Origin of the sequence: Streptomyces sp. NPDC091649 (genome assembly GCF_044756785.1) — a bacterium.
Classification (GTDB): Bacteria; Actinomycetota; Actinomycetes; order Streptomycetales; family Streptomycetaceae; genus Streptomyces.
Window position 1 is genome coordinate 145,108 of the sequence record NZ_JBIVTR010000007.1, and the last position, 18,370, is coordinate 163,477.

The 18,370-nt window shown below is 71.4% G+C and carries 16 protein-coding genes; 2 read left to right on the top strand and 14 right to left on the bottom strand.

Going from position 1 to position 18,370, the window contains the following annotated elements:
- Position 1: 1 nt before the first annotated feature.
- From secD to pgsA, 12 genes are all read right to left on the bottom strand, one after another.
- Positions 2-1,777 carry a protein translocase subunit SecD gene (gene secD / locus ACIQMU_RS15130; RefSeq protein ID WP_402688984.1) on the bottom strand — a complete coding sequence of 592 codons (1,776 nt, stop codon included), beginning with the start codon at positions 1,775-1,777 and terminating at the stop codon, positions 2-4.
- 150 nt (positions 1,778-1,927) lie between these two features.
- The gene (gene yajC, locus ACIQMU_RS15135; protein ID WP_402688985.1) at positions 1,928-2,425 is read right to left on the bottom strand and encodes a preprotein translocase subunit YajC; all 498 of its coding nucleotides are present in this window, start codon (positions 2,423-2,425) and stop codon (positions 1,928-1,930) included.
- Between the two features lie 166 nt (positions 2,426-2,591).
- Positions 2,592-3,680, bottom strand: a complete 1,089-nt coding sequence (gene ruvB / locus ACIQMU_RS15140) for a Holliday junction branch migration DNA helicase RuvB (protein WP_352241586.1) — start codon at positions 3,678-3,680, stop codon at positions 2,592-2,594.
- A gap of 30 nt (positions 3,681-3,710) precedes the next feature.
- A complete protein-coding gene (ruvA, locus tag ACIQMU_RS15145) occupies positions 3,711-4,337 on the bottom strand; it encodes a Holliday junction branch migration protein RuvA (RefSeq protein ID WP_352241587.1) in 627 nt (208 codons plus the stop codon).
- Entirely contained in the window at positions 4,334-5,011 is a 678-nt protein-coding gene (gene ruvC, locus ACIQMU_RS15150) for a crossover junction endodeoxyribonuclease RuvC (protein ID WP_402688986.1), read from the bottom strand. The genes ruvA and ruvC overlap by 4 nt, the downstream gene beginning before the upstream one ends.
- Positions 5,012-5,175: 164 nt before the next feature.
- Positions 5,176-5,928 carry a YebC/PmpR family DNA-binding transcriptional regulator gene (locus tag ACIQMU_RS15155; RefSeq protein ID WP_352241589.1) on the bottom strand — a complete coding sequence of 251 codons (753 nt, stop codon included), beginning with the start codon at positions 5,926-5,928 and terminating at the stop codon, positions 5,176-5,178.
- Positions 5,929-5,989: 61 nt separating this feature from the next.
- Positions 5,990-6,583, bottom strand: coding sequence for a pyridoxal 5'-phosphate synthase glutaminase subunit PdxT (pdxT, locus tag ACIQMU_RS15160; RefSeq protein WP_352241590.1), 594 nt, complete (start codon positions 6,581-6,583; stop codon positions 5,990-5,992).
- A 6-nt stretch (positions 6,584-6,589) separates the two neighbouring features.
- Complete coding sequence (pdxS, locus tag ACIQMU_RS15165; protein WP_018960500.1) at positions 6,590-7,510, bottom strand: pyridoxal 5'-phosphate synthase lyase subunit PdxS; 921 nt, start codon at positions 7,508-7,510, stop codon at positions 6,590-6,592.
- Positions 7,511-7,661: 151 nt separating this feature from the next.
- A complete protein-coding gene (locus tag ACIQMU_RS15170) occupies positions 7,662-8,210 on the bottom strand; it encodes a hypothetical protein (RefSeq protein ID WP_352241591.1) in 549 nt (182 codons plus the stop codon).
- 67 nt (positions 8,211-8,277) lie between these two features.
- Complete coding sequence (locus ACIQMU_RS15175) at positions 8,278-9,438, bottom strand: glycosyltransferase family 4 protein (protein ID WP_352241592.1); 1,161 nt, start codon at positions 9,436-9,438, stop codon at positions 8,278-8,280.
- Positions 9,435-10,355, bottom strand: a complete 921-nt coding sequence (locus tag ACIQMU_RS15180; protein WP_352241593.1) for a phosphatidylinositol mannoside acyltransferase — start codon at positions 10,353-10,355, stop codon at positions 9,435-9,437. The genes ACIQMU_RS15175 and ACIQMU_RS15180 overlap by 4 nt, the downstream gene beginning before the upstream one ends.
- Entirely contained in the window at positions 10,352-11,113 is a 762-nt protein-coding gene (pgsA, locus tag ACIQMU_RS15185; RefSeq protein ID WP_402688987.1) for a phosphatidylinositol phosphate synthase, read from the bottom strand. Before pgsA ends, ACIQMU_RS15180 begins: the two co-directional genes overlap by 4 nt.
- Before the next feature lie 322 nt (positions 11,114-11,435).
- Between pgsA and ACIQMU_RS15190 the strand changes: the two genes are divergently transcribed.
- Together ACIQMU_RS15190 and ACIQMU_RS15195 are read left to right on the top strand one after the other, a co-directional pair.
- A complete protein-coding gene (locus tag ACIQMU_RS15190; protein ID WP_402688988.1) occupies positions 11,436-13,661 on the top strand; it encodes an elongation factor G-like protein EF-G2 in 2,226 nt (741 codons plus the stop codon).
- Between the two features lie 153 nt (positions 13,662-13,814).
- Positions 13,815-15,485: a hypothetical protein gene (locus ACIQMU_RS15195; protein ID WP_352241596.1), complete on the top strand. Its 1,671-nt coding sequence runs from the start codon at positions 13,815-13,817 to the stop codon at positions 15,483-15,485.
- A gap of 63 nt (positions 15,486-15,548) precedes the next feature.
- Here the strand turns inward: ACIQMU_RS15195 and ACIQMU_RS15200 are convergent, their stop codons facing one another.
- Positions 15,549-16,124, bottom strand: coding sequence for an HIT domain-containing protein (locus ACIQMU_RS15200; protein WP_352241597.1), 576 nt, complete (start codon positions 16,122-16,124; stop codon positions 15,549-15,551).
- Between the two features lie 147 nt (positions 16,125-16,271).
- Positions 16,272-18,248 carry a threonine--tRNA ligase gene (thrS, locus tag ACIQMU_RS15205; protein ID WP_352241598.1) on the bottom strand — a complete coding sequence of 659 codons (1,977 nt, stop codon included), beginning with the start codon at positions 18,246-18,248 and terminating at the stop codon, positions 16,272-16,274.
- Positions 18,249-18,370 lie beyond the last annotated feature (122 nt).

Here is an 18,370-nt window from a genome sequence, read left to right on the forward strand (position 1 = left end):
CTCACGCCTCCTTCGGTTCGGTGGGAGCGGTGGCACGGCGCGAGCGGCGCAGCGGCGGCTGGGCGCCGAGTCGCTTCGGGTCCAGCCCGGACCACGGACCGCCCCGGGAGAAGAACTTCGTCCGCCCCATGAGCGTCATGACGGGCTTGGTGAAGAGGAACACCACGACGACGTCGAGCAGCGTGGTGAGGCCCAGCGTGAACGCGAAGCCCTGCACCTTGCCGACGGTGACGACGAAGAGGACCGCGGCGGCCAGGAACGACACGAAGTCGGAGACCAGGATGGTGCGCCGGGCACGCGGCCAGGCCCGTTCGATGGCCGGGCGGAGTGTGCGCCCTTCGCGGATCTCGTCCCGGACCCGTTCGAAGTAGACGATGAACGAGTCCGCTGTGATGCCGATGGCGACGATGGCGCCGCAGACCGCGGGCAGGTTCAGCGCGAAGCCGATGGCCGGCCCCAGCAAGGACATGATCGTGTACGTCAGGATGCCGGAGACCAGGAGGCTCAGGAGGGCGATGAACGCCAGGCCCCGGTAGTAGACGAGGAGGTAGATGATGACCAGCGCCAGACCGATGGCGCCGGCGATCAGACCGCCCTTGAGCTGCTCGTCGCCCAGTGCGGCGGTCACCGTGGTGACGCTGACCTCTTCGAAGGTGAGCGGCAGGGCGCCGTAGGACAGGATGTTGCCGAGGTCCTCGGCGGACTGCTGGTCGAAGCTGCCGGAGATCTGGGCGTTCTTGCTGAGCGCCGTGCGCACCGAGGGAGCGGAGACGACCTCGCCGTCGAGGACGATCGCGAACTGGTTCATCGGCGGCTGCTGCTGCGAGAGCCTGCTGGTGATCTTCTGGAACTTCTTGGCGCCGCCGGAGGTGAACTCCATCGACACGATCCACTCACCGGTCTGCTGCTCGATGGCGCCCTTGGCGTCGTCGACATCGCTGCCGGAGACCTCGGCCGGGCCGAGCACGTACTTCTCGTAGCTGCCGGGAACGTTCGAACCGCAGGCGACGATCGAGTCGGTGGGCTTGGCGTCCTGCCCGGCCTCCGAGCGCTGCTTGGGGTCGGAGCAGTCGAGCTTGGCGAACTCCTCCTGGAGCTTGGCCGTCGCCGGGTCCGCGGGGGGCGATGCCTCGGGGGAATCGGACGGCTTCGGCTTGCCGGAGGCGCCGGGGGTGGGGTCGTCCTTCGTCAGGGCGCCGGTGACCGCGCGGCCCTGGGTGGTGGCGCTCGCGGAGGGGGTGGCCTCCTCGCCCTCGGGCTTGTCGCCGCTCTCGGGCTTGTCCCCGCCCTCGGCGGACTCGTCCGTCTTCGGGGTGGCGCTGCCCGAGGGAGTCGCGGATCCGGAGGGCGTGGGCTGCTCGGGGCCGCTCGCCTGCACCGCCAGAACAGGCCGGAAGTAGAGCTGGGCGGTGGTGCCGACCTGCTCCTGGGCCTGCTTGGAGTTCGTCCCCTTGGGGATGTTGACGATGATGTTCTTGTCGCCCTGGGTCTGTACCTCCGCCTCGGAGACGCCCAGCCCGTTGACACGCCGTTCGATGATCCCGACCGCGGTGTTCATGTTGGTCTGGTTGATCGCGTTCGGCTTGCCGGGCTGGTTCTGCGCCTCCAGCGTGATCGACGTCCCGCCGGCCAGGTCGATGCCCAGCCGGGGCGTGGTGTGCCCGGACAGGAACATCCCGCCGGTGAGCGCGACCATGGCGATGAGGATCAGAACCAGGGCACGCCCCGGCCTGCCATGACCGCCGGACGGCCCTCGGCCCTTCTTGGGTGCTGCCACCTTCTCGTTTCTCCCTGTCCAACCGCCCCGCGCCGGGTACGCGCCGGAGCGGCCACGAAGTGTAGTGGGGACCCTGCCCCCGCAGACGACCGCACGGTCCCGGGGACGCCGCGCGCCGGTGGGCGCGCGACGTCCCCGGGATCGTGAGAACTACTTGGAGTCGCCGTCGCCGTCGGTCTTGCCCTCGCCCTTGGCGTCCTTGACGTCGTCCTTGGCGGTCGCGTCCTCGGTCCTGGCGTCGTCGTCGGCCGCGTCGTCCTTGCCCAGGTCGATCTTGGTGACCTCGGCGGCGTCGGCGTCGGAATCCCCGGTCAGCGAGGAGGCGTCGTCGGGAACGACGGTGCCGTCCGCGTCCAGCTCCGGGTCGTCACCGTGCACGATGCGGTTGTACTCCGCGTCGTCCAGGACGGCGCCGATCGAGTTCTTCGCGTAGATGGCGTGCACGCCGGGCGCGACTTCGAGGATAACGGTGTCGTCGTGGACTTCCTTGACGGTGGCGTACATGCCCCCGATCGTCCGGACGCCGGTGCCGGGCTGCATGTCGCTGCGCATCTGCGCGGCTGCCGCCTGCTTCTTCTTGGCGGAGCGGGTCATCAGGAACATGGCCCCGATGAGCACGATGAAGGGGAGGAGAGTCAAGAGATCCACGGGACGGGAATTCCTTCGCACGACCGCGCTGGAATGCGGCCTGTATATATGGGGGTGGGTACACCGACCGGTAAGGGCGGCGTCGGCGGAGTCTAAGCGAGTCCGCATGGATGGAACAACGCCCAGCATGGCACCCGGGTTCCTGTGCGCGCGAACCTGTGACCCATCACGCCCCGAACAGGCCCTGTTGTCCCTTTGCTCCGTGCTGCGGCGGAACCAGTCCCAGATGCGTCCAGGCGGCCGGGGTCGCCACGCGCCCCCGCGGCGTCCTGGCCAGCAGTCCTTCCCGTACGAGGAAGGGCTCGGCGACCTCCTCGACGGTCTCCCGCTCCTCCCCCACGGCGACCGCCAGGGTGGACAGGCCCACCGGTCCGCCGCCGAAGAGTTTCAGCAGGGCGCCGAGGACGGCACGGTCCAGCCGATCGAGTCCGCGGGCGTCAACCTCGTACACCTTGAGGGCAGCCGACGCGATCTCCCGGTCGACGGCGCCCTCCGCCTTGACCTGGGCGTAGTCGCGGACCCGGCGCAGCAGCCGGTTGGCGATACGGGGGGTGCCGCGGGAGCGTCCGGCGATCTCGGCGGCGCCCTCGGCATCGATGGCGACGTCCAGAAGGCGGGCGGAGCGGTGGATGACACGCTCCAGCTCGGCGGGGGCGTAGAACTCCATGTGCCCGGTGAAGCCGAAGCGGTCGCGCAGCGGGGGCGGTAGCAGACCGGCCCGGGTGGTGGCTCCGACCAGGGTGAACGGGGGGAGTTCGAGCGGGATCGCGGTGGCGCCGGGGCCCTTGCCGACGATGACGTCGACGCGGAAGTCCTCCATCGCCATGTAGAGCATCTCCTCGGCGGGCCGGGACATGCGGTGGATCTCGTCGAGGAAGAGGACCTCGCCCTCCTGGAGGGAGGAGAGGATCGCCGCGAGGTCTCCGGCGTGCTGGATGGCCGGGCCCGAGGTGATCCTGATCGGGGCGTTCATCTCGGCGGCGATGATCATCGAGAGGGTGGTCTTGCCGAGGCCGGGGGCGCCGGAGAGCAGCACGTGGTCGGCGGTGGCGCCACGGGCGCGGGCGGCCTTGAGGACCAGGTCGAGCTGCTCTCGGACCCTCTCCTGGCCGACGAACTCCTCCAGGTCCTTGGGGCGCAGGGCCGCCTCGACCGCGGTGTCCTCGCCGTCGAGATGGCCGGCGTCGACCAGCCGGTCGTCGAGGACCGGGCCGGTCGGCTCGTCGGTCTCGGGTCCGGTCTCGTCCCAGTTCATTTCAGCGCCTCTTCGGTGGTTCGGTGCCGGTCAGCGTGCGCGGTTGAGAGTCTGCAGGGCGGCCCGCAACAGCTGAGGCACCGGGGGCGCCGTGCCCGCGGCGACGGCGGCCTCGGCCTGCGGGGCGACGGCGCCGACGGCCTCGTCGGCCTCGCGGCTCGCGTAACCGAGGCCGATCAGGGCGGCCTGGAGCTGGTCGCGCCAGCCGGAGGTGGCGGGGGCGCCGACGCCCTGCTGGCCGATGTGCGCGCCGACCGGTTCGCCGAGCCGGTCCTTGAGCTCCAGGAGCAGCTTCTGGGCGCCCTTCTTGCCGATGCCGGAGACGGCGGTGAGCGCCTTCTCGTCACCGGTGGAGACCGCGAGGCGCAGGGCGTCGGGGCTGTGGGTGGCGAGCATCGCCTGGGCGAGTCTGGGACCGACGCCGCTGGCGGTCTGGAGCAGCTCGAAGACCTGCCGCTCGTCGTCGTCGGCGAAGCCGTACAGGGTGAGGGAGTCCTCCCGGACCACCAGCGAGGTGGCGAGCCGGGCCTCCTTGCCGACGCGCAGGCCGGTGAGGGTCTGCGGGGTGCACTGGACGGCCATGCCGATTCCGCCGACCTCGATGACGGCCGTGGCCGGGGCGAGGGCGGCCACCGGGCCGGAGACGAAGGCGATCATGCGGTGCGGCCTTTCAGCGTGCGAGGCGTGCCGGGCGTACTGGGTGCGTCGGGCGTACGGGGTGCGCCAGCCGCTCCGGGCGTACGGGAGATGCCGGGCGCCCCGGGTATACGGGACGCGCCGGGTGTCCGGGACGCGCCGGGTGTCCGGGACGCGCCGGACGTGCGGTGGGCCGCGACGGCCTGCTGGAGCCGGTTCTGCGCGGGGGCCCGCCAGATGTGGCAGATGGCCAGGGCCAGGGCGTCGGCGGCGTCGGCGGGCTTGGGCGGTGCGTCCAGTCTCAGCAGCCGGGTCACCATCGCGCCGACCTGGTCCTTGTCGGCCCGTCCGGACCCGGTGACGGCCGCCTTGACCTCGCTGGGGGTGTGCAGGGCGACCGGAATGCCGCGGCGGGCGGCGCAGAGCATGGCGACCGCGCTGGCCTGGGCGGTGCCCATGACGGTGCGGACGTTGTGCTGGGCGAAGACGCGCTCGACCGCCACGAAGCCCGGGGAGTGTTCGTCGAGCCACTGCTCGATGCCGCGCTCGACGGCGACGAGCCGGTCGCCGAGGCCGGCGTCGGGGGAGGTGCGCACGACGCCCACGCCGATCATGGTCAGAGGTCTTCCCGCCACTCCTTCGACCACGCCGACGCCGCACCGGGTCAGCCCCGGGTCGATACCCAGAACCCGCATGGAACCCCCCTGTCCTCACCGCGCGCGACGCCCGCTCGATCACCTGTTCCCGCAGGCTATCGGCTCGCACCGACAAAGCGCCGCAACCACAGGGCGACGGGCCGACGGGGAGTGCCCCGTCGGCCCGTCGCCCGGGGCCGTGTCCGGCCCCGCCGGCCGCGCCGTCAGGCGTCGACCTTCTCCATGACCTCGTCGGAGACGTCGAAGTTGGCGAAGACGTTCTGGACGTCGTCGCTGTCCTCCAGCGCGTCGATGAGCTTGAAGATCTTGCGGGCGCCCTCTTCGTCCAGCTCGACCTGGAGGGTCGGCAGGAAGTTGGCCTCGGCGGAGTCGTAGTCGATGCCCGCCTCCTGGAGCGCGGTGCGCACCGCGACCATGTCGGTGGCCTCGCTGACCACCTCGAAGGTCTCGCCGAGGTCGTTGACCTCCTCGGCGCCCGCGTCGAGGACCGCGCCGAGGACGTCGTCCTCGCCGAGCTCGCCCTTGGGCACGATCACGACGCCCTTGCGGTTGAACAGGTACGAGACGGAGCCCGGGTCGGCCATCGAGCCGCCGTTCCGGGTCATCGCGACACGCACGTCGGAAGCGGCACGGTTGCGGTTGTCGGTGAGGCACTCGATGAGCACCGCGACACCGTTGGGGCCGTAACCTTCGTACATGATCGTCTCGTAATCGGCGCCGCCCGCTTCGAGACCGCCGCCGCGCTTGACCGCGGAGTCGATGTTCTTGTTCGGGACGGAGCTCTTCTTCGCCTTCTGGATGGCGTCGACGAGCGTGGGGTTGCCGTCGGGGTCGACGCCGCCGGAGCGGGCCGCGACCTCGATGTTCTTGATCAGCTTCGCGAAGAGCTTGCCGCGCTTGGCGTCAATCACGGCCTTCTTGTGCTTCGTCGTAGCCCATTTAGAGTGGCCGGACATCTGCCTTCTCCTTCGCGTCACCCATATCGATTCGAACCCGAGAGATCCTACCGGGGTCCGGTCACTTCACCGCGCGCACCATGTCCACGAACAGAGCGTGAACGCGATGATCGCCGGTCAGTTCGGGATGGAACGAGGTGGCGAGGGCGTTTTTCTGCCGGACGGCCACGATATGCCCACCGTGTTCGGCGATGATCTCGGTCCCGGCCCCGACGGACTCGACCCAGGGCGCGCGGATGAACACACCGTCCACCGGGCCGCCTTCGACACCGCCGACCTCGACCGCGGCCTCGAACGACTCGTTCTGCCGGCCGAAGGCGTTGCGCCGCACGATCATGTCGATGCCGCCGACGGTCTCCTGCCCCGAGCGGGGATCGAGGATCTTCTCGGCCAGCAGGATCATTCCGGCGCAGGTGCCGTAGACCGGCATCCCGGCCCGGACCCGCTCGCGCAGCGGCTCCATCATGCCGAAGAGCACGGCCAGTTTGGACATGGTGGTGGACTCGCCGCCCGGGACGACCAGGCCGTCGACCTCGGCGAGTTCCTCGGGGCGCCGGACCGGCCTGGCCAGGGCGTCCGCCGAGGCCAGGGCGATCAGGTGCTCCCGTACGTCGCCCTGGAGAGCCAGGACGCCGATCAGGGGGGTGTCGCTCATCAGTGGTTACCAGCCGCGGTTGGCGTAGCGCTCGGACTCGGGCAGCGTGTCGCAGTTGATGCCGACCATGGCCTCGCCCAGATTGCGGGAGGCGTCCGCGATGACCTTCGGGTCGTCGTAGAAGGTGGTGGCCTTCACGATGGCGGCGGCGCGCTTGGCCGGGTCGCCGGACTTGAAGATGCCGGAACCGACGAACACGCCCTCGGCGCCGAGCTGACGCATCAGCGCGGCGTCGGCCGGGGTGGCGACGCCACCGGCGGAGAACAGCACGACCGGCAGCTTGCCGAGCTCGGCGACCTCCTTGACCAGCTCGTACGGGGCACGCAGGTCCTTGGCGGCGGCGTACAGCTCGTTGTTGTCGAAGCCGCGCAGCCGGGCGATCTCGTTCTTGATCTGGCGCAGGTGACGGACGGCCTCGACGACGTTGCCGGTGCCGGCCTCGCCCTTCGAGCGGATCATGGCCGCGCCCTCGGCGATCCGGCGCAGGGCCTCGCCCAGGTTGGTGGCGCCGCAGACGAAGGGGGTGGTGAAGGCGAACTTGTCGCTGTGGTTGACCTCGTCGGCCGGGGTGAGGACCTCGGACTCGTCGATGTAGTCGACGCCGAGGGACTGGAGCACCTGGGCCTCGACGAAGTGGCCGATGCGGGACTTGGCCATGACCGGGATGGAGACGGCCCCGATGATCTCCTCGATCATGTTGGGGTCGGACATCCGGGCCACGCCGCCGTCCTTGCGGATGTCGGCCGGGACGCGCTCCAGGGCCATGACGGCCACGGCGCCCGCGTCCTCGGCGATCTTCGCCTGCTCGGCGTCGACGACGTCCATGATCACGCCGCCCTTGAGCTGCTCGGCCATGCCGCGCTTGACGCGGGCGGTGCCGGTTGCGGGGTACTCGGCGGACTGCGGGGTGCTGGGAAGCGTGGACACGGGACCTCACTCGGTGAAAGACGCTGAAGACTGCATCGCCGAGCAAACGCCCCGGGACCGGTCCACAGCAAGGGCCAATGAACAGGCCGTGGATCGTTTTGGCCCCGGAACCGTGTGCGGGTGGCCCCCGGAGTCGCGGTCTCCGGGCCTCTCAGGTGCCGGGGCGGTCCGCGAGGGCGACCGGTGGGGCGTCGTCCATCTCGAAGGCGAGCGGGAACGGGGCGTGCCCGGCCAGCCGGAACATCCGGACGGTGCGGTGCCGCCGCAGGGCGCGGGCGGCGCGTACGGAGTCGTTGTGGAAGCGCCGGGCCATGGGCACGCGGCGTACGGCGGCGGCCAGTTCGGCGGCGGCCTCCTCGCCGCCGGGGATCTCCTTCACCGCGTCGACCTGGGCGGGCTCGCCGAAGACGGCACGCAGGGCGTCGCTCAGCTCGCTCTCGGCGACCTCGCGGTGGTCCTCCTCGGCCTGCCGGGCGGCGTGCGCGGCCTCGTACAGGACGATCGAGGCGGCCGGGTCCAGGACGCCGGAGGTGGCCAGCTCCTGGGTGACCGAGGCGCGGCGCAGCAGTTGGGCGTCGAGGGCGGCGCGGGAGGCGTCGATCCGGGAGTGCAGGCGGTCCAGCCGGCCGGCGGTCCAGCTGAGGTACACGCCGATCGCGATGAGGGCGACGACGATCCAGACGATGAGGGTTACGGTCACGGGCCCCCACGCTACCGTCGCCCAAGGCCCCCGCTTCAACGGGAGGCCCCCGCGACCGGCCCGCCGCTCAGTCCCGCGCGAGTCCGAACCGCGCCCGGAGACCGGAGCGTTCGTCCGCCGCGACCGAGGCGGCCCCGTCGGCCACCGTCTCGTACACCCCGAGGATGTCGGCCCCCACCGTCGCCCAGTCGAAGCGGCGTACGTGGGCCTCGCCCCGCTCGCGCAGTCCGGCCCGGCGCTCCGGGTCGCCCAGCAGCCGGATCGCGGCGGCGGCCAGCGCGTCGGCGTCCTCGTTGGCGAACAGGTCGCCCGCCGTGCCCTGGTCGAGCACCTGCGCGAAGGCGTCCAGGTCGCTCGCCAGCACGGGGGCGCCGGCCGACAGCGCCTCGACCAGGATGATGCCGAAGCTCTCTCCGCCGGTGTTGGGGGCCACGTACACGTCGACGCTGCGCAGCAGCCGGGCCTTGTCCTCGTCGCTGACCATGCCGAGGAACTCGACGCGTTCGCGCAGCTCCTTCGGCAGCGAGGCCACCGCCTCCTCCTCGTCGCCCCGCCCGGCGACCAGCAGCCGGGCCTCCGGGCGGGCGGCGAGGATCGCGGGCAGCGCCTTCATCAGGACGGGCAGGCCCTTGCGGGGTTCGTCGATACGGCCGATGAAGCCGAGGGTCTGGCCCTGCCACGCGGCCTTCGGCTCGGCCCTGGCGAAGAAGCCGACGTCGACGCCGTTCGGAATGACGACGGCGTCCCCGCCGAGGTGCTCGACCAGCGTGCGCCGGGCGTACTCGCTGACCGCGATCCGGGCGCTGATCTTCTCCAGCGCGGGCTGGAGGATCGGGTACGCGGCGATCATCGCCCGGGAGCGGGGGTTGGAGGTGTGGAAGGTGGCCACGATCGGCCCCTGCGCCGCCCAGCAGGCCAGCAGGCCCAGCGACGGGGAGGTCGGCTCGTGGATGTGGATGACGTCGAACGTCCCGTCGTGCAGCCAGCGCCGCACCCGGGCCGCCGACAGGAAGCCGAAGTTCAGCCGGGCGACGGAGCCGTTGTACGGGACGGGGACGGCCCGGCCAGCCGAGACGACGTAGGGCGGCAGCGGTGTCTCGTCGTCGGCGGGGGCCAGCACGGAGACCTCGTGGCCGAGCCGGATCAGGTGCTCGGCGAGGTCCCGGATGTGGAACTGCACGCCGCCCGGTACGTCCCAGGAGTACGGGCAGACGATGCCGATCTTCACGTGGGTTCCCCTCGGGGGTCCAGGTCGTCCAGCCAGAGCCGCTGGAGCATGTGCCAGTCCTCCGGGTGCTCGGCGATGCCGCCGGCGAAGGCGTCCGCCATTGCCTGGGTCATGACGGCGGTCTTCTCGGCGCGGGTGCCCTCCCGCGGCACGTCGACCGCCGGATGGATGCGCCCGCGCATCACCGGCCCGTCGTACCAGAGGGTCACCGGCAGCAGCTTCGCGCCCGTCTGCTGGGCGAGGAGCGCGGGACCCGCGGGCATCCGGGCCGCGGCGCCGAAGAACGACACCTCGGCCCCGGAGGAGGAGAGGTCCCGGTCCGCGACGAGGCAGATCAGGCCGCCCGCGCGCAGCCGCCGGGCCAGGGTGCCGAAGGCGGACCCGCCGCTGTGCGGCAGGACCTCCATGCCGAGGCCCTCGCGGTAGGCGACGAAGCGGTCGTAGAGCGTCGCGGGCTCCAGCCGTTCGGCGACGGTGGTGAAGGGGATCTTCAGGTCGGTGGTGGCCCAGGCTCCGGCGAGATCCCAGTTGGCCAGGTGCGGCAGGGCCACGATCACCCCCTTGCCGGCGTCCAGGCCCTCGGTCAGGTGGTGGACGTCGGAGATGTCGATGCCGTCCTTGATGCGCTCCGGGCTCCAGGTGGGCAGCCGGAAGGACTCCATCCAGTAGCGCATGTAGGAGCGCATCCCGGCCCGTGACAGCTCGGCCAGCCGCGCCGGCCCCGCGTCGGGGACGACCCGGGCGAGGTTCGACTCCAGGCGCAGCACGCTCTTGCCGCGCCGCTTCCACGCCTGGTCGGCGATGGTGCGGAAGATCCGGGCGGCGGCGGGCTCGGGCAGCCTCTTGACGGCGCCCCAGCCCAGTCCGTACAGCCCGTCGGTGAGCCGGCCCCTCAGGCCGGACGCGTCCGCGCTCACCGGTCGGCCTCGCTCCCCCGACCGGGCTGACCGGCCTGACCGGCGGAACCGGCGGAACCGGCGGCGGACGGTCCCGCGGTGCCGGCGGCGGAGTCCACGGCCGCCGGACCCCCGGCGGCCGCCTCCGCGGCGTCCGCCTCGGCGGATTCGCGGCGTACGGTCACCACGCGCTGGACCAGCGTCACGAGGCTGCCCGCGGCGACGATCCACAGCGCGATCGGCAGCAGCACGTCGATGCCGGGGACGCCGAACGCGTGGAGCCCCGCCAGACCTGCGGCGACCAGCGAGATCACCAGGCGCTCGGCGCGCTCCACGAGGCCGTTGACCGCGACCGGCAGGCCGATCGACTCGCCGCGCGCCTTGGTGTACGAGACCACCTGGCCGCTGGCCAGGCAGAAGATCGCGACGGCGCACAGGACGTTGTCGTCACCGCTGCCCGCGTACCAGAGGGCGAAGCCGGCGAAGATCGCGCCGTCGGCGACCCGGTCGAGCGTCGAGTCGAGGAAGGCGCCCCAACGACTGGAGATACCGGCCTGCCGCGCCATGTTGCCGTCGACGAGGTCGGAGAAGACGAAGATCGTGATGACGATCGTGCCCCAGAAGAACTCCCCCATCGGGAAAAAGACCAGCGCACCTGCCATCACTCCGGCCGTGCCGATGAGAGTGACCGCGTCGGGACTGACCCCGAGGCGGAGCAGCAGAGCGGCGAACGGCGTGAGGACACGCGTGAAGAATGCACGCGCGTACTTGTTCAGCATGGCCTTCCCGAGGGTTCGGTTGGCCGAGCGGCCCCTACGGCCACCGGCTGGCCCATCGTAGTCACCGCCGGTGCCTTCCACCGGACGGGCACCCGTCGCCGGGTGCCGGCGGAGCCCGCCCCGGCCGGCGACGGCCCTGCCCGGTGTGCGGACCGGACGCGCGGGCGACGTGTGGACGGGGCCCCGCCGCGGTGCCAAGCTCGAAGGACCGCGGGCGTCTTCGAAGCCGCCGCGGCGGCCTCTTCGAGCGCGCCCGTGCCACCGCTGCTCCGCGCGCGGTCGCCCTCCCCCGCACCGCGCCATCGACCGGGAGGCTCGCATCATGGGCGACAAGGCACACGCACACCCCGGAGCCGCCGGAGGAGCACCGGCGGCCGGCCGTCCCTCCGCCGTACGGAACGTGGTGCTGGTCGGCCCCGGCGGATCGGGCAAGACCACGCTGGTGGAGGCCCTGGCGCTGACGGCCGGAGCCGTGAACCGGGCCGGTCGGGTCGAGGACGGGACGGCCGTCTCCGACTACGACGAGATCGAGCGGCGCCGACAGCGTTCCGTGCAGCTCTCGCTGGTCCCGGTGGCCTGGGACGGCTGCAAGGTGAATCTGCTGGACACTCCCGGCTACGCGGACTTCGTCGGTGAGCTGCGGGCCGGTCTGCGCGCGGCGGACGCGGCCCTCTTCGTCGTCTCGGCGGCCCAGGACGCCGGGTCCGTGGCCGCGACCACCCGGGCCGCGTGGGAGGAGTGCGCGATGGTCGGCATGCCGCGCGCGATCGTCGTCACGCACCTGGACACCGCCCGCACCTCCTACCGGGAGATGAACCGGATCTGCGCCGAGACCTTCGGGGGCGAGGACCCCGACGCCGTGCTGCCGCTGTACCTGCCCGTGCTGGGGCCCGAGGCCGCCGACGGCCACGCCCCGCTGACCGGGCTCACCGGGCTGCTGAGCCGGCGGATCCTCGACTACTCCTCGGGGGAACGCGTCGAGCTGCCGCCCGCGCCCGGCCAGGAGGAGACGCTGCGGTCGGCACGGGAGCGGCTGCTCGAGGGGATCATCGCGGAGAGCGAGGACGAGTCCCTGATGGACCGCTATCTCGGCGGCGAGGACATCGGCGTCGCGACCCTGACCGATGACCTGGAACGGGCCGTCGCCCGGGGCTCCTTCCACCCCGTCCTCACCGCGGCGCCGGCGGCCGAGGGCGCCCGTCAGGGCGTCGGCACCGTCGAGCTGCTGGAACTGGTCACGCGCGGCTTCCCGACCCCGCTGGAGCGCACCCCGCCGCTCCTCACCACCCCCTCGGGGGAGCCGCGGCCCGCCCCGGTCTGCGATCCCGAGGGTCCGCTGGTCGCCGAGGTCGTCAAGACGGCCTCCGATCCGTACGTGGGCCGCGTCTCGCTGGTCCGCGTCTTCTCCGGCACCCTGCGCCCCGACGACCCGGTGCACCTGTGCGGCCATGGCCTGGACGCGGCGGGTCGCGCGCCGCGTCCCGGTCACGGGGCGGAGATCCGCGTCGGGGCGCTCACCTCACCGTTCGGCCGTCGGCAGCACCCGCTGGACCGGTGCGTCGCGGGCGACCTGGCGTGTGTGGCCCGGCTCGGCGAGGCGGAGACCGGCGACACCCTCTCCGCGGTCGGCGACCCCGTCCTGATCGAGCCGTGGGCGACGCCGGACCCGCTGCTCCCGCTGGCCGTGCGGGCGCACGGCCGGGCGGACGAGGACAAGCTGTCGCAGGGCCTGGCCCGGCTGGTCGCCGAGGACCCCACGCTGCGCCTCGAACAGAATCCGGACACCGGCCAGGTCGTCCTGTGGTGCCTGGGCGAGGCCCACCAGGAGGTCGCCCTGGAGCGGCTGCGCGGCCACTACGGTGTCCAGGTCGACGCGGAACCGCACCGGGTGCCGCTGCGCGAGACGTTCGCCGGGCGGGCCACCGGGCGCGGACGGCACGTCAAGCAGTCGGGCGGCCACGGCCAGTTCGCGATCTGCGAGATCGAGGTCGAGCCGCTGCCGCCGGGCTCCGGCGTCGAGTTCGTCGACAAGGTGGTCGGCGGTTCGGTGCCGCGTCAGTTCGTTCCCTCGGTGGAGAAGGGCGTGCGGGCGCAGGCCGCCCGGGGGCTGGCCGCCGGATTCCCCCTGGTCGACGTGCGCGTCACGCTGCTGGACGGCAAGGCGCACTCCGTGGACTCCTCGGACGCCGCCTTCCAGACCGCGGGAGCGCTCGCGCTGCGCGAGGCCGCGTCGGACGTCCGCATCCAACTCCTCGAACCGGTGTACGAGGTGAGCGTCCTGGTCCCCGACGACTACGTCGGACCGGTGATGAGCGACCTGTCGGGCCGGCGGGGCCGCGTCGTGGGCACCGAGCAGAGTCCGGGCGGGCGCACCCTCGTGCGGGCGGAGGTTCCGGAGGCCGAGGTCGGCCGGTACGCGGTGGACCTGCGCTCCCTGTCGCACGGCACGGGCCGCTTCGACCGCGCGTACGCCCGGCACGAGGCGATGCCGCCGCAGGTGGCCGACCGGGTCCGCGCCGAGACGGCGGACGGGGCACCCGGCGCGTGACCGGCGCACCGTCGCACACACCCTCCGGCTGCACGTAGGCGGCCGGTGCCGGTGCGATCCGGACGATACGCTGTGGTCGCAGCTCAGAAGGTATGCCGCGTACGGTAGTTGGGCACACCGCAGGAGCAGACGTGCGGCGAGTGGGGGCGACAGGTGGCCAACGACGGATTCGACTTCTCACCCGGGGCCCAGATCCCGATCCAGGGCGCGGGCGGCCAGTCCGTGGCGACCAATGCCCTGGCTTCGGCGGCGTACCGGGACAGTCCGGTGGAGACGATCCTCGACGCCAACAGCGAGTGGCACAAGTCGACGGTGAAGCCGGGCTCCTCCAAACTCTTCAAGTCCGACTACTTCAAGCCGAATCTCGGTGAGGCGTTCGCCCGTGCCGTCCAGGAGCGCATGCTCGGCGGCGCCCGCAAGGCGCTCATCCAGTCCTTCGGCACGGACCCGCAGACCGTGGTGGAGCACTGCCTCTCGGCGAACAACCTGCGCAAGGCCCGGGACACCCGGCTCACCCTGGTGACCGTCGTGTTCGGCGTCCTGTTCCTGCCCGGCATGCTGGCCTGGGTGATCGCCTTCCGGATCCGGGACGCGCTCAACAAGTCCAAGGACACGGCGTTCCGCGCGGTCGGCACGGTGCTGCTGGCCGCCTTCGGGATCGGCGCGCTGGTCCTGATGGTCAAGCTCCCCCTGGACGGGCTGCTCGCGCTCTACGTCCGGGGCGCGCTCATCGCCCCGGTGATCGGCTGGCTGGTCGCCAAGCGGATCGCGGAGACCTCGGCCAAGGACATGCGGGCCCGCTGGGAAGGACTTCTCTCCGGCACCGGGGTGATCGCGAAGATCCCCGAGGCGGTGCCCAAGAACCCCAACGAGACCGCGCGCGAGGCCCTGCGCCAGAGCCTGGAGAAGCTGACGGCCGAGCAGCAGTCGAACGCCGTCTTCTACGCCGGCCCCAAGGGCGTCCTCGGGATGGGCACCCGCTGGGGCAGCTGGCAGCTGGCGGAGGAGCTGCTGCCGAAGGACCCGACGAAGGAGATCCACCAGTTCCGCAGCTGGGACCTGATCCGGATCATTCACGACCAGCTGAAGATGCTGGAGCGCGGACCGCTGAACACCGGCGGCTTCCCCAAGCCGTCCGTGAAGCACTGGGTCGTCTCGCCCATCGGGGAGAACGCCGACTCCGTGACGCGCCCCGAGGGCGAGGACGTGGCCACCTTCCAGGTGAAGCCCCACGAGATACAGCGGATCTGCAACCACCAGCAGTTCGGCAGCGGCGACCGGCATTATCTGGGCGTCCAGTTCACGCTGTGGGACGGCCAGCTGGTGATCACCATGATGATCACCGTCACCGTGCTCCACGAGACCCTGCGCATCGAGGTCACGGGGCACGCGCTGGGGCCGGTGCACAGCCTGTTCCTGTCCAAGCCCGCGGCGAAGACGAAGACGGTCAACAAGACCGTCCGCTTCTGGGAGACCCGGGACGTCCAGCTGGCGCTGGTGGACGCCAAGGAGGTGGTCCGGCTGGCGCTGCGGGCCCCGCTCACCTGGTATCCGCCGCTGCTGGACTACCTGGGCGGGAAGATAGTGCTGCCGGAGCCGTTCGGGCTGCGGCACGCGTGGGCGGCCAAGCCGTGGAACCACCGCTTCATGGCGGACGACGCGATGCGCGCCGCCACCCCGGTGCTGCGGGCCGTCCACACGGCGGCGATGCGGGTCCTGGAGGAGAACGGCGTCGACACGGAGCGCTTCGACAGCCGCTCGATGGTGCTGAGCGGCCTCGTCCAGGACCCGGCCCCGCGCAAGGCCGACGTCTACGAGGCGTGAGGGGACGGAAGGGGAGGCCCGGGCCGGACCACTCCGGCGGGCCTCCCCTTCCGCGTCCCGTGCTCAGCGGGCCGGCAGTTCGCCCGTCGGCCAGGCGTCGGCCAGCATCGCCCGGGTGTCGCCCAGCAGCTGCGGCAGCACCTTGGTGTGGCCGATGACCGGCATGAAGTTGGTGTCTCCGCCCCAGCGCGGCACCAGGTGCTGGTGCAGGTGCGCGGCGATCCCGGCGCCGGCCACGGAGCCCTGGTTCATGCCGATGTTGAAGCCGTGCGCCCCGGAGGCCGCCCGCAGAGCCACCATCGCCCGCTTGGTGAAGTCCGCCAGCTCAGCCGTCTCCGGGCCGTCCAGTTCGGTGTAGTCGGCCACGTGGCGGTAGGGCACGACCATGAGGTGGCCGCCGTTGTACGGATACAGGTTCAGCACCGTGTAGACGCGCTCGCCGCGCGCCACGACGAGCCCGTCCTCGTCGGATTTCGCGGGGATCGAACAGAACGGACAGCCGTCCTCGGCGCCCGGGCCGCTCGGCTTGTTCTCGCCCTGGATGTACGCCATCCGATGGGGGGTCCACAGACGCTGGAATGCGTCGGGCGTCCCCACGCCGATCTGCTGCTCCGGCTCACTCGTCATGCCGATCAGCATATTGCGTCACCCCGGAGGAGCGTGTCGCCGGGGCCGTGCCGCCCGGCCGCCCGCCGCCCCGCTCGGCGTCCCCGCCGTCCATCCGGGCGGACGAGGAACGGCCCCCGGAGCGCGGGGCGCGCTGCGGGGGCCGTTCCCGCGTGCGGATCAGACCTGTACGCGGTCCTCGACGGCCTTCGCGATCTTGGCGAGGGCCTCCTCGACCGGGACGCCGTTCTCCTGCGAACCGTCGCGGTAGCGGAAGGAGACGGCGCCGTTGGCCATGTCCTCGTCACCAGCGATGATCATGAAGGGCACCTTGGCCTTCTGCTGATTGCGGATTTTCTTCTGCATCCGGTCGGACGAGGCGTCCACGTCCACCCGCAGCCCCTGCTTGCGCGCCTTGGCGGCGAACTCCTGGAGGTAGGGGATGTGGGCGTCGCCGATCGGGATGCCGACGGCCTGGACCGGAGCGAGCCAGACCGGGAACGCGCCCGCGTAGTGCTCCAGGAGCACGGCGAAGAAGCGCTCGATGGAGCCGAACAGGGCACGGTGGATCATGACCGGGCGCTGCTTGGAGCCGTCCGGGCCGGTGTACTCCAGGTCGAAGCGCTCCGGCAGGTTGAAGTCGAGCTGCACGGTCGACATCTGCCAGGTACGGCCGATGGCGTCCTTGCACTGCACGGAGATCTTCGGCCCGTAGAACGCGGCGCCGCCCGGGTCCGGGACCAGGGGCAGCCCCTGCTTCTCGGCGACCTGGCGCAGCGTCTCGGTGGCCTCTTCCCAGGTCTCGTCCGAGCCGACGTACTTCTCCGGGTCCTTGGTGGACAGCTCCAGGTAGAAGTCGGTGAGCCCGTAGTCGCGGAGCAGGTTCAGCACGAAGGTGAGCGTGCGGTCGAGCTCCTCGGCCATCTGCTCCTTGGTGCAGTAGATGTGCGCGTCGTCCTGCGTGAAGCCGCGCGAGCGGGTCAGGCCGTGCACGACGCCCGACTTCTCGTACCGGTACACCGTGCCGAACTCGAAGAGGCGTAGCGGCAGTTCGCGGTAGGAACGGCCGCGCGCGTCGAAGATCAGGTTGTGCATCGGGCAGTTCATCGGCTTGAGGTAGTAGTCCACCCCGTCGTCGAGCTGCATGGGCGGGTACATGCCGTCGGCGTACCAGTCCAGGTGGCCGGACTTCTCGAAGAGCTTGCCCTTGGTGGCGTGCGGCGAGTAGACGAACTCGTAGCCCTCCTCCTCGTGACGGCGGCGCGAGTAGTCCTCCATGGCCCGGCGGATGACGCCGCCCTTGGGGTGGAAGACCGCGAGGCCGGGGCCGATCTCGTCGGGGAAGGAGAAGAGGTCCAGCTCGCTGCCGAGCTTGCGGTGGTCGCGCTTGGCGGCCTCCTCCAGGAACTCCAGGTGGGCCTTCAGCTCGTCCTTGGTCGGCCAGGCCGTGCCGTAGATGCGCTGGAGCATCGGGTTCTTCTCGCTGCCGCGCCAGTACGCGGCGGCATTGCGCATCAGCTTGAACGCCGGGATGAACCGGGTGGTGGGCAGGTGCGGACCCCGGCAGAGGTCCTTCCAGCACAGGTCGCCGGTCTTGGGGTCGAGGTTGTCGTAGATGGTCAGCTCGCCGCCGCCCACCTCGACGTCCGCGCCGTCGTCCGAGGACGCGGAGCCCTTGATGCCGATGAGCTCCAGCTTGTACGGCTCGTCGGCCAGCTCCTCACGGGCGGCCTCGTCGGAGACGACCCGGCGGGAGAACTTCTGGCCGCGCTTCTGGATCTCCTGCATCTTCTTCTCGACGGCCTTGAGGTCCTCGGGCGTGAACGGCTTCTCGACGTCGAAGTCGTAGTAGAAGCCGTCCTTGACCGGCGGGCCGATACCGAGCTTGGCCTCGGGGAAGAGCTCCTGCACGGCCTGGGCCATGACGTGCGCGGTGGAGTGGCGCAGGATGTTGAGGCCGTCCTCGGAGGAGATCTCCACCGGCTCGACGCTCTCGCCGTCCCGGAGCTCGTAGGAGAGGTCCTTCAGCTCGCCGCCGATGCGCGCGGCGACGACGGTGCGCTGACCGGGGAAGAGCTCGCCGGCCGTCGTGCCCGTCGTCACCACGTGCTCTTCCCGCTCGGAATCGCGTTGGATGATCACACGGACGTCTGACACCGGTCTCTCCTGACTGAGGGGGCGCTCGCCTTCGTATGGCTGAGCCATGCGAATCGTACCGAGCCGTACGCCCCCGACGCGAACGCCTTCCGCGAGGGGGCGGGGCCCGCCGTTCGGATCAG

What these genes read in the sequence shown, in the direction of transcription:
- ruvB (WP_352241586.1), bottom strand. Translation starts at nt 3,680, where the DNA reads ATGAACTGGGACGAGACCGGACCCGAGACCGACGAGCCGACCGGCCCG.
- ruvA (WP_352241587.1), bottom strand. Translation starts at nt 4,337, where the DNA reads ATGATCGCCTTCGTCTCCGGCCCGGTGGCCGCCCTCGCCCCGGCCACG.
- ruvC (WP_402688986.1), bottom strand. Translation starts at nt 5,011, where the DNA reads ATGCGGGTTCTGGGTATCGACCCGGGGCTGACCCGGTGCGGCGTCGGC.
- ACIQMU_RS15155 (WP_352241589.1), bottom strand. Translation starts at nt 5,928, where the DNA reads ATGTCCGGCCACTCTAAATGGGCTACGACGAAGCACAAGAAGGCCGTG.
- pdxT (WP_352241590.1), bottom strand. Translation starts at nt 6,583, where the DNA reads ATGAGCGACACCCCCCTGATCGGCGTCCTGGCTCTCCAGGGCGACGTA.
- pgsA (WP_402688987.1), bottom strand. Translation starts at nt 11,113, where the DNA reads ATGCTGAACAAGTACGCGCGTGCATTCTTCACGCGTGTCCTCACGCCG.
- ACIQMU_RS15190 (WP_402688988.1), top strand. Translation starts at nt 11,436, where the DNA reads ATGGGCGACAAGGCACACGCACACCCCGGAGCCGCCGGAGGAGCACCG.
- ACIQMU_RS15200 (WP_352241597.1), bottom strand. Translation starts at nt 16,124, where the DNA reads ATGCTGATCGGCATGACGAGTGAGCCGGAGCAGCAGATCGGCGTGGGG.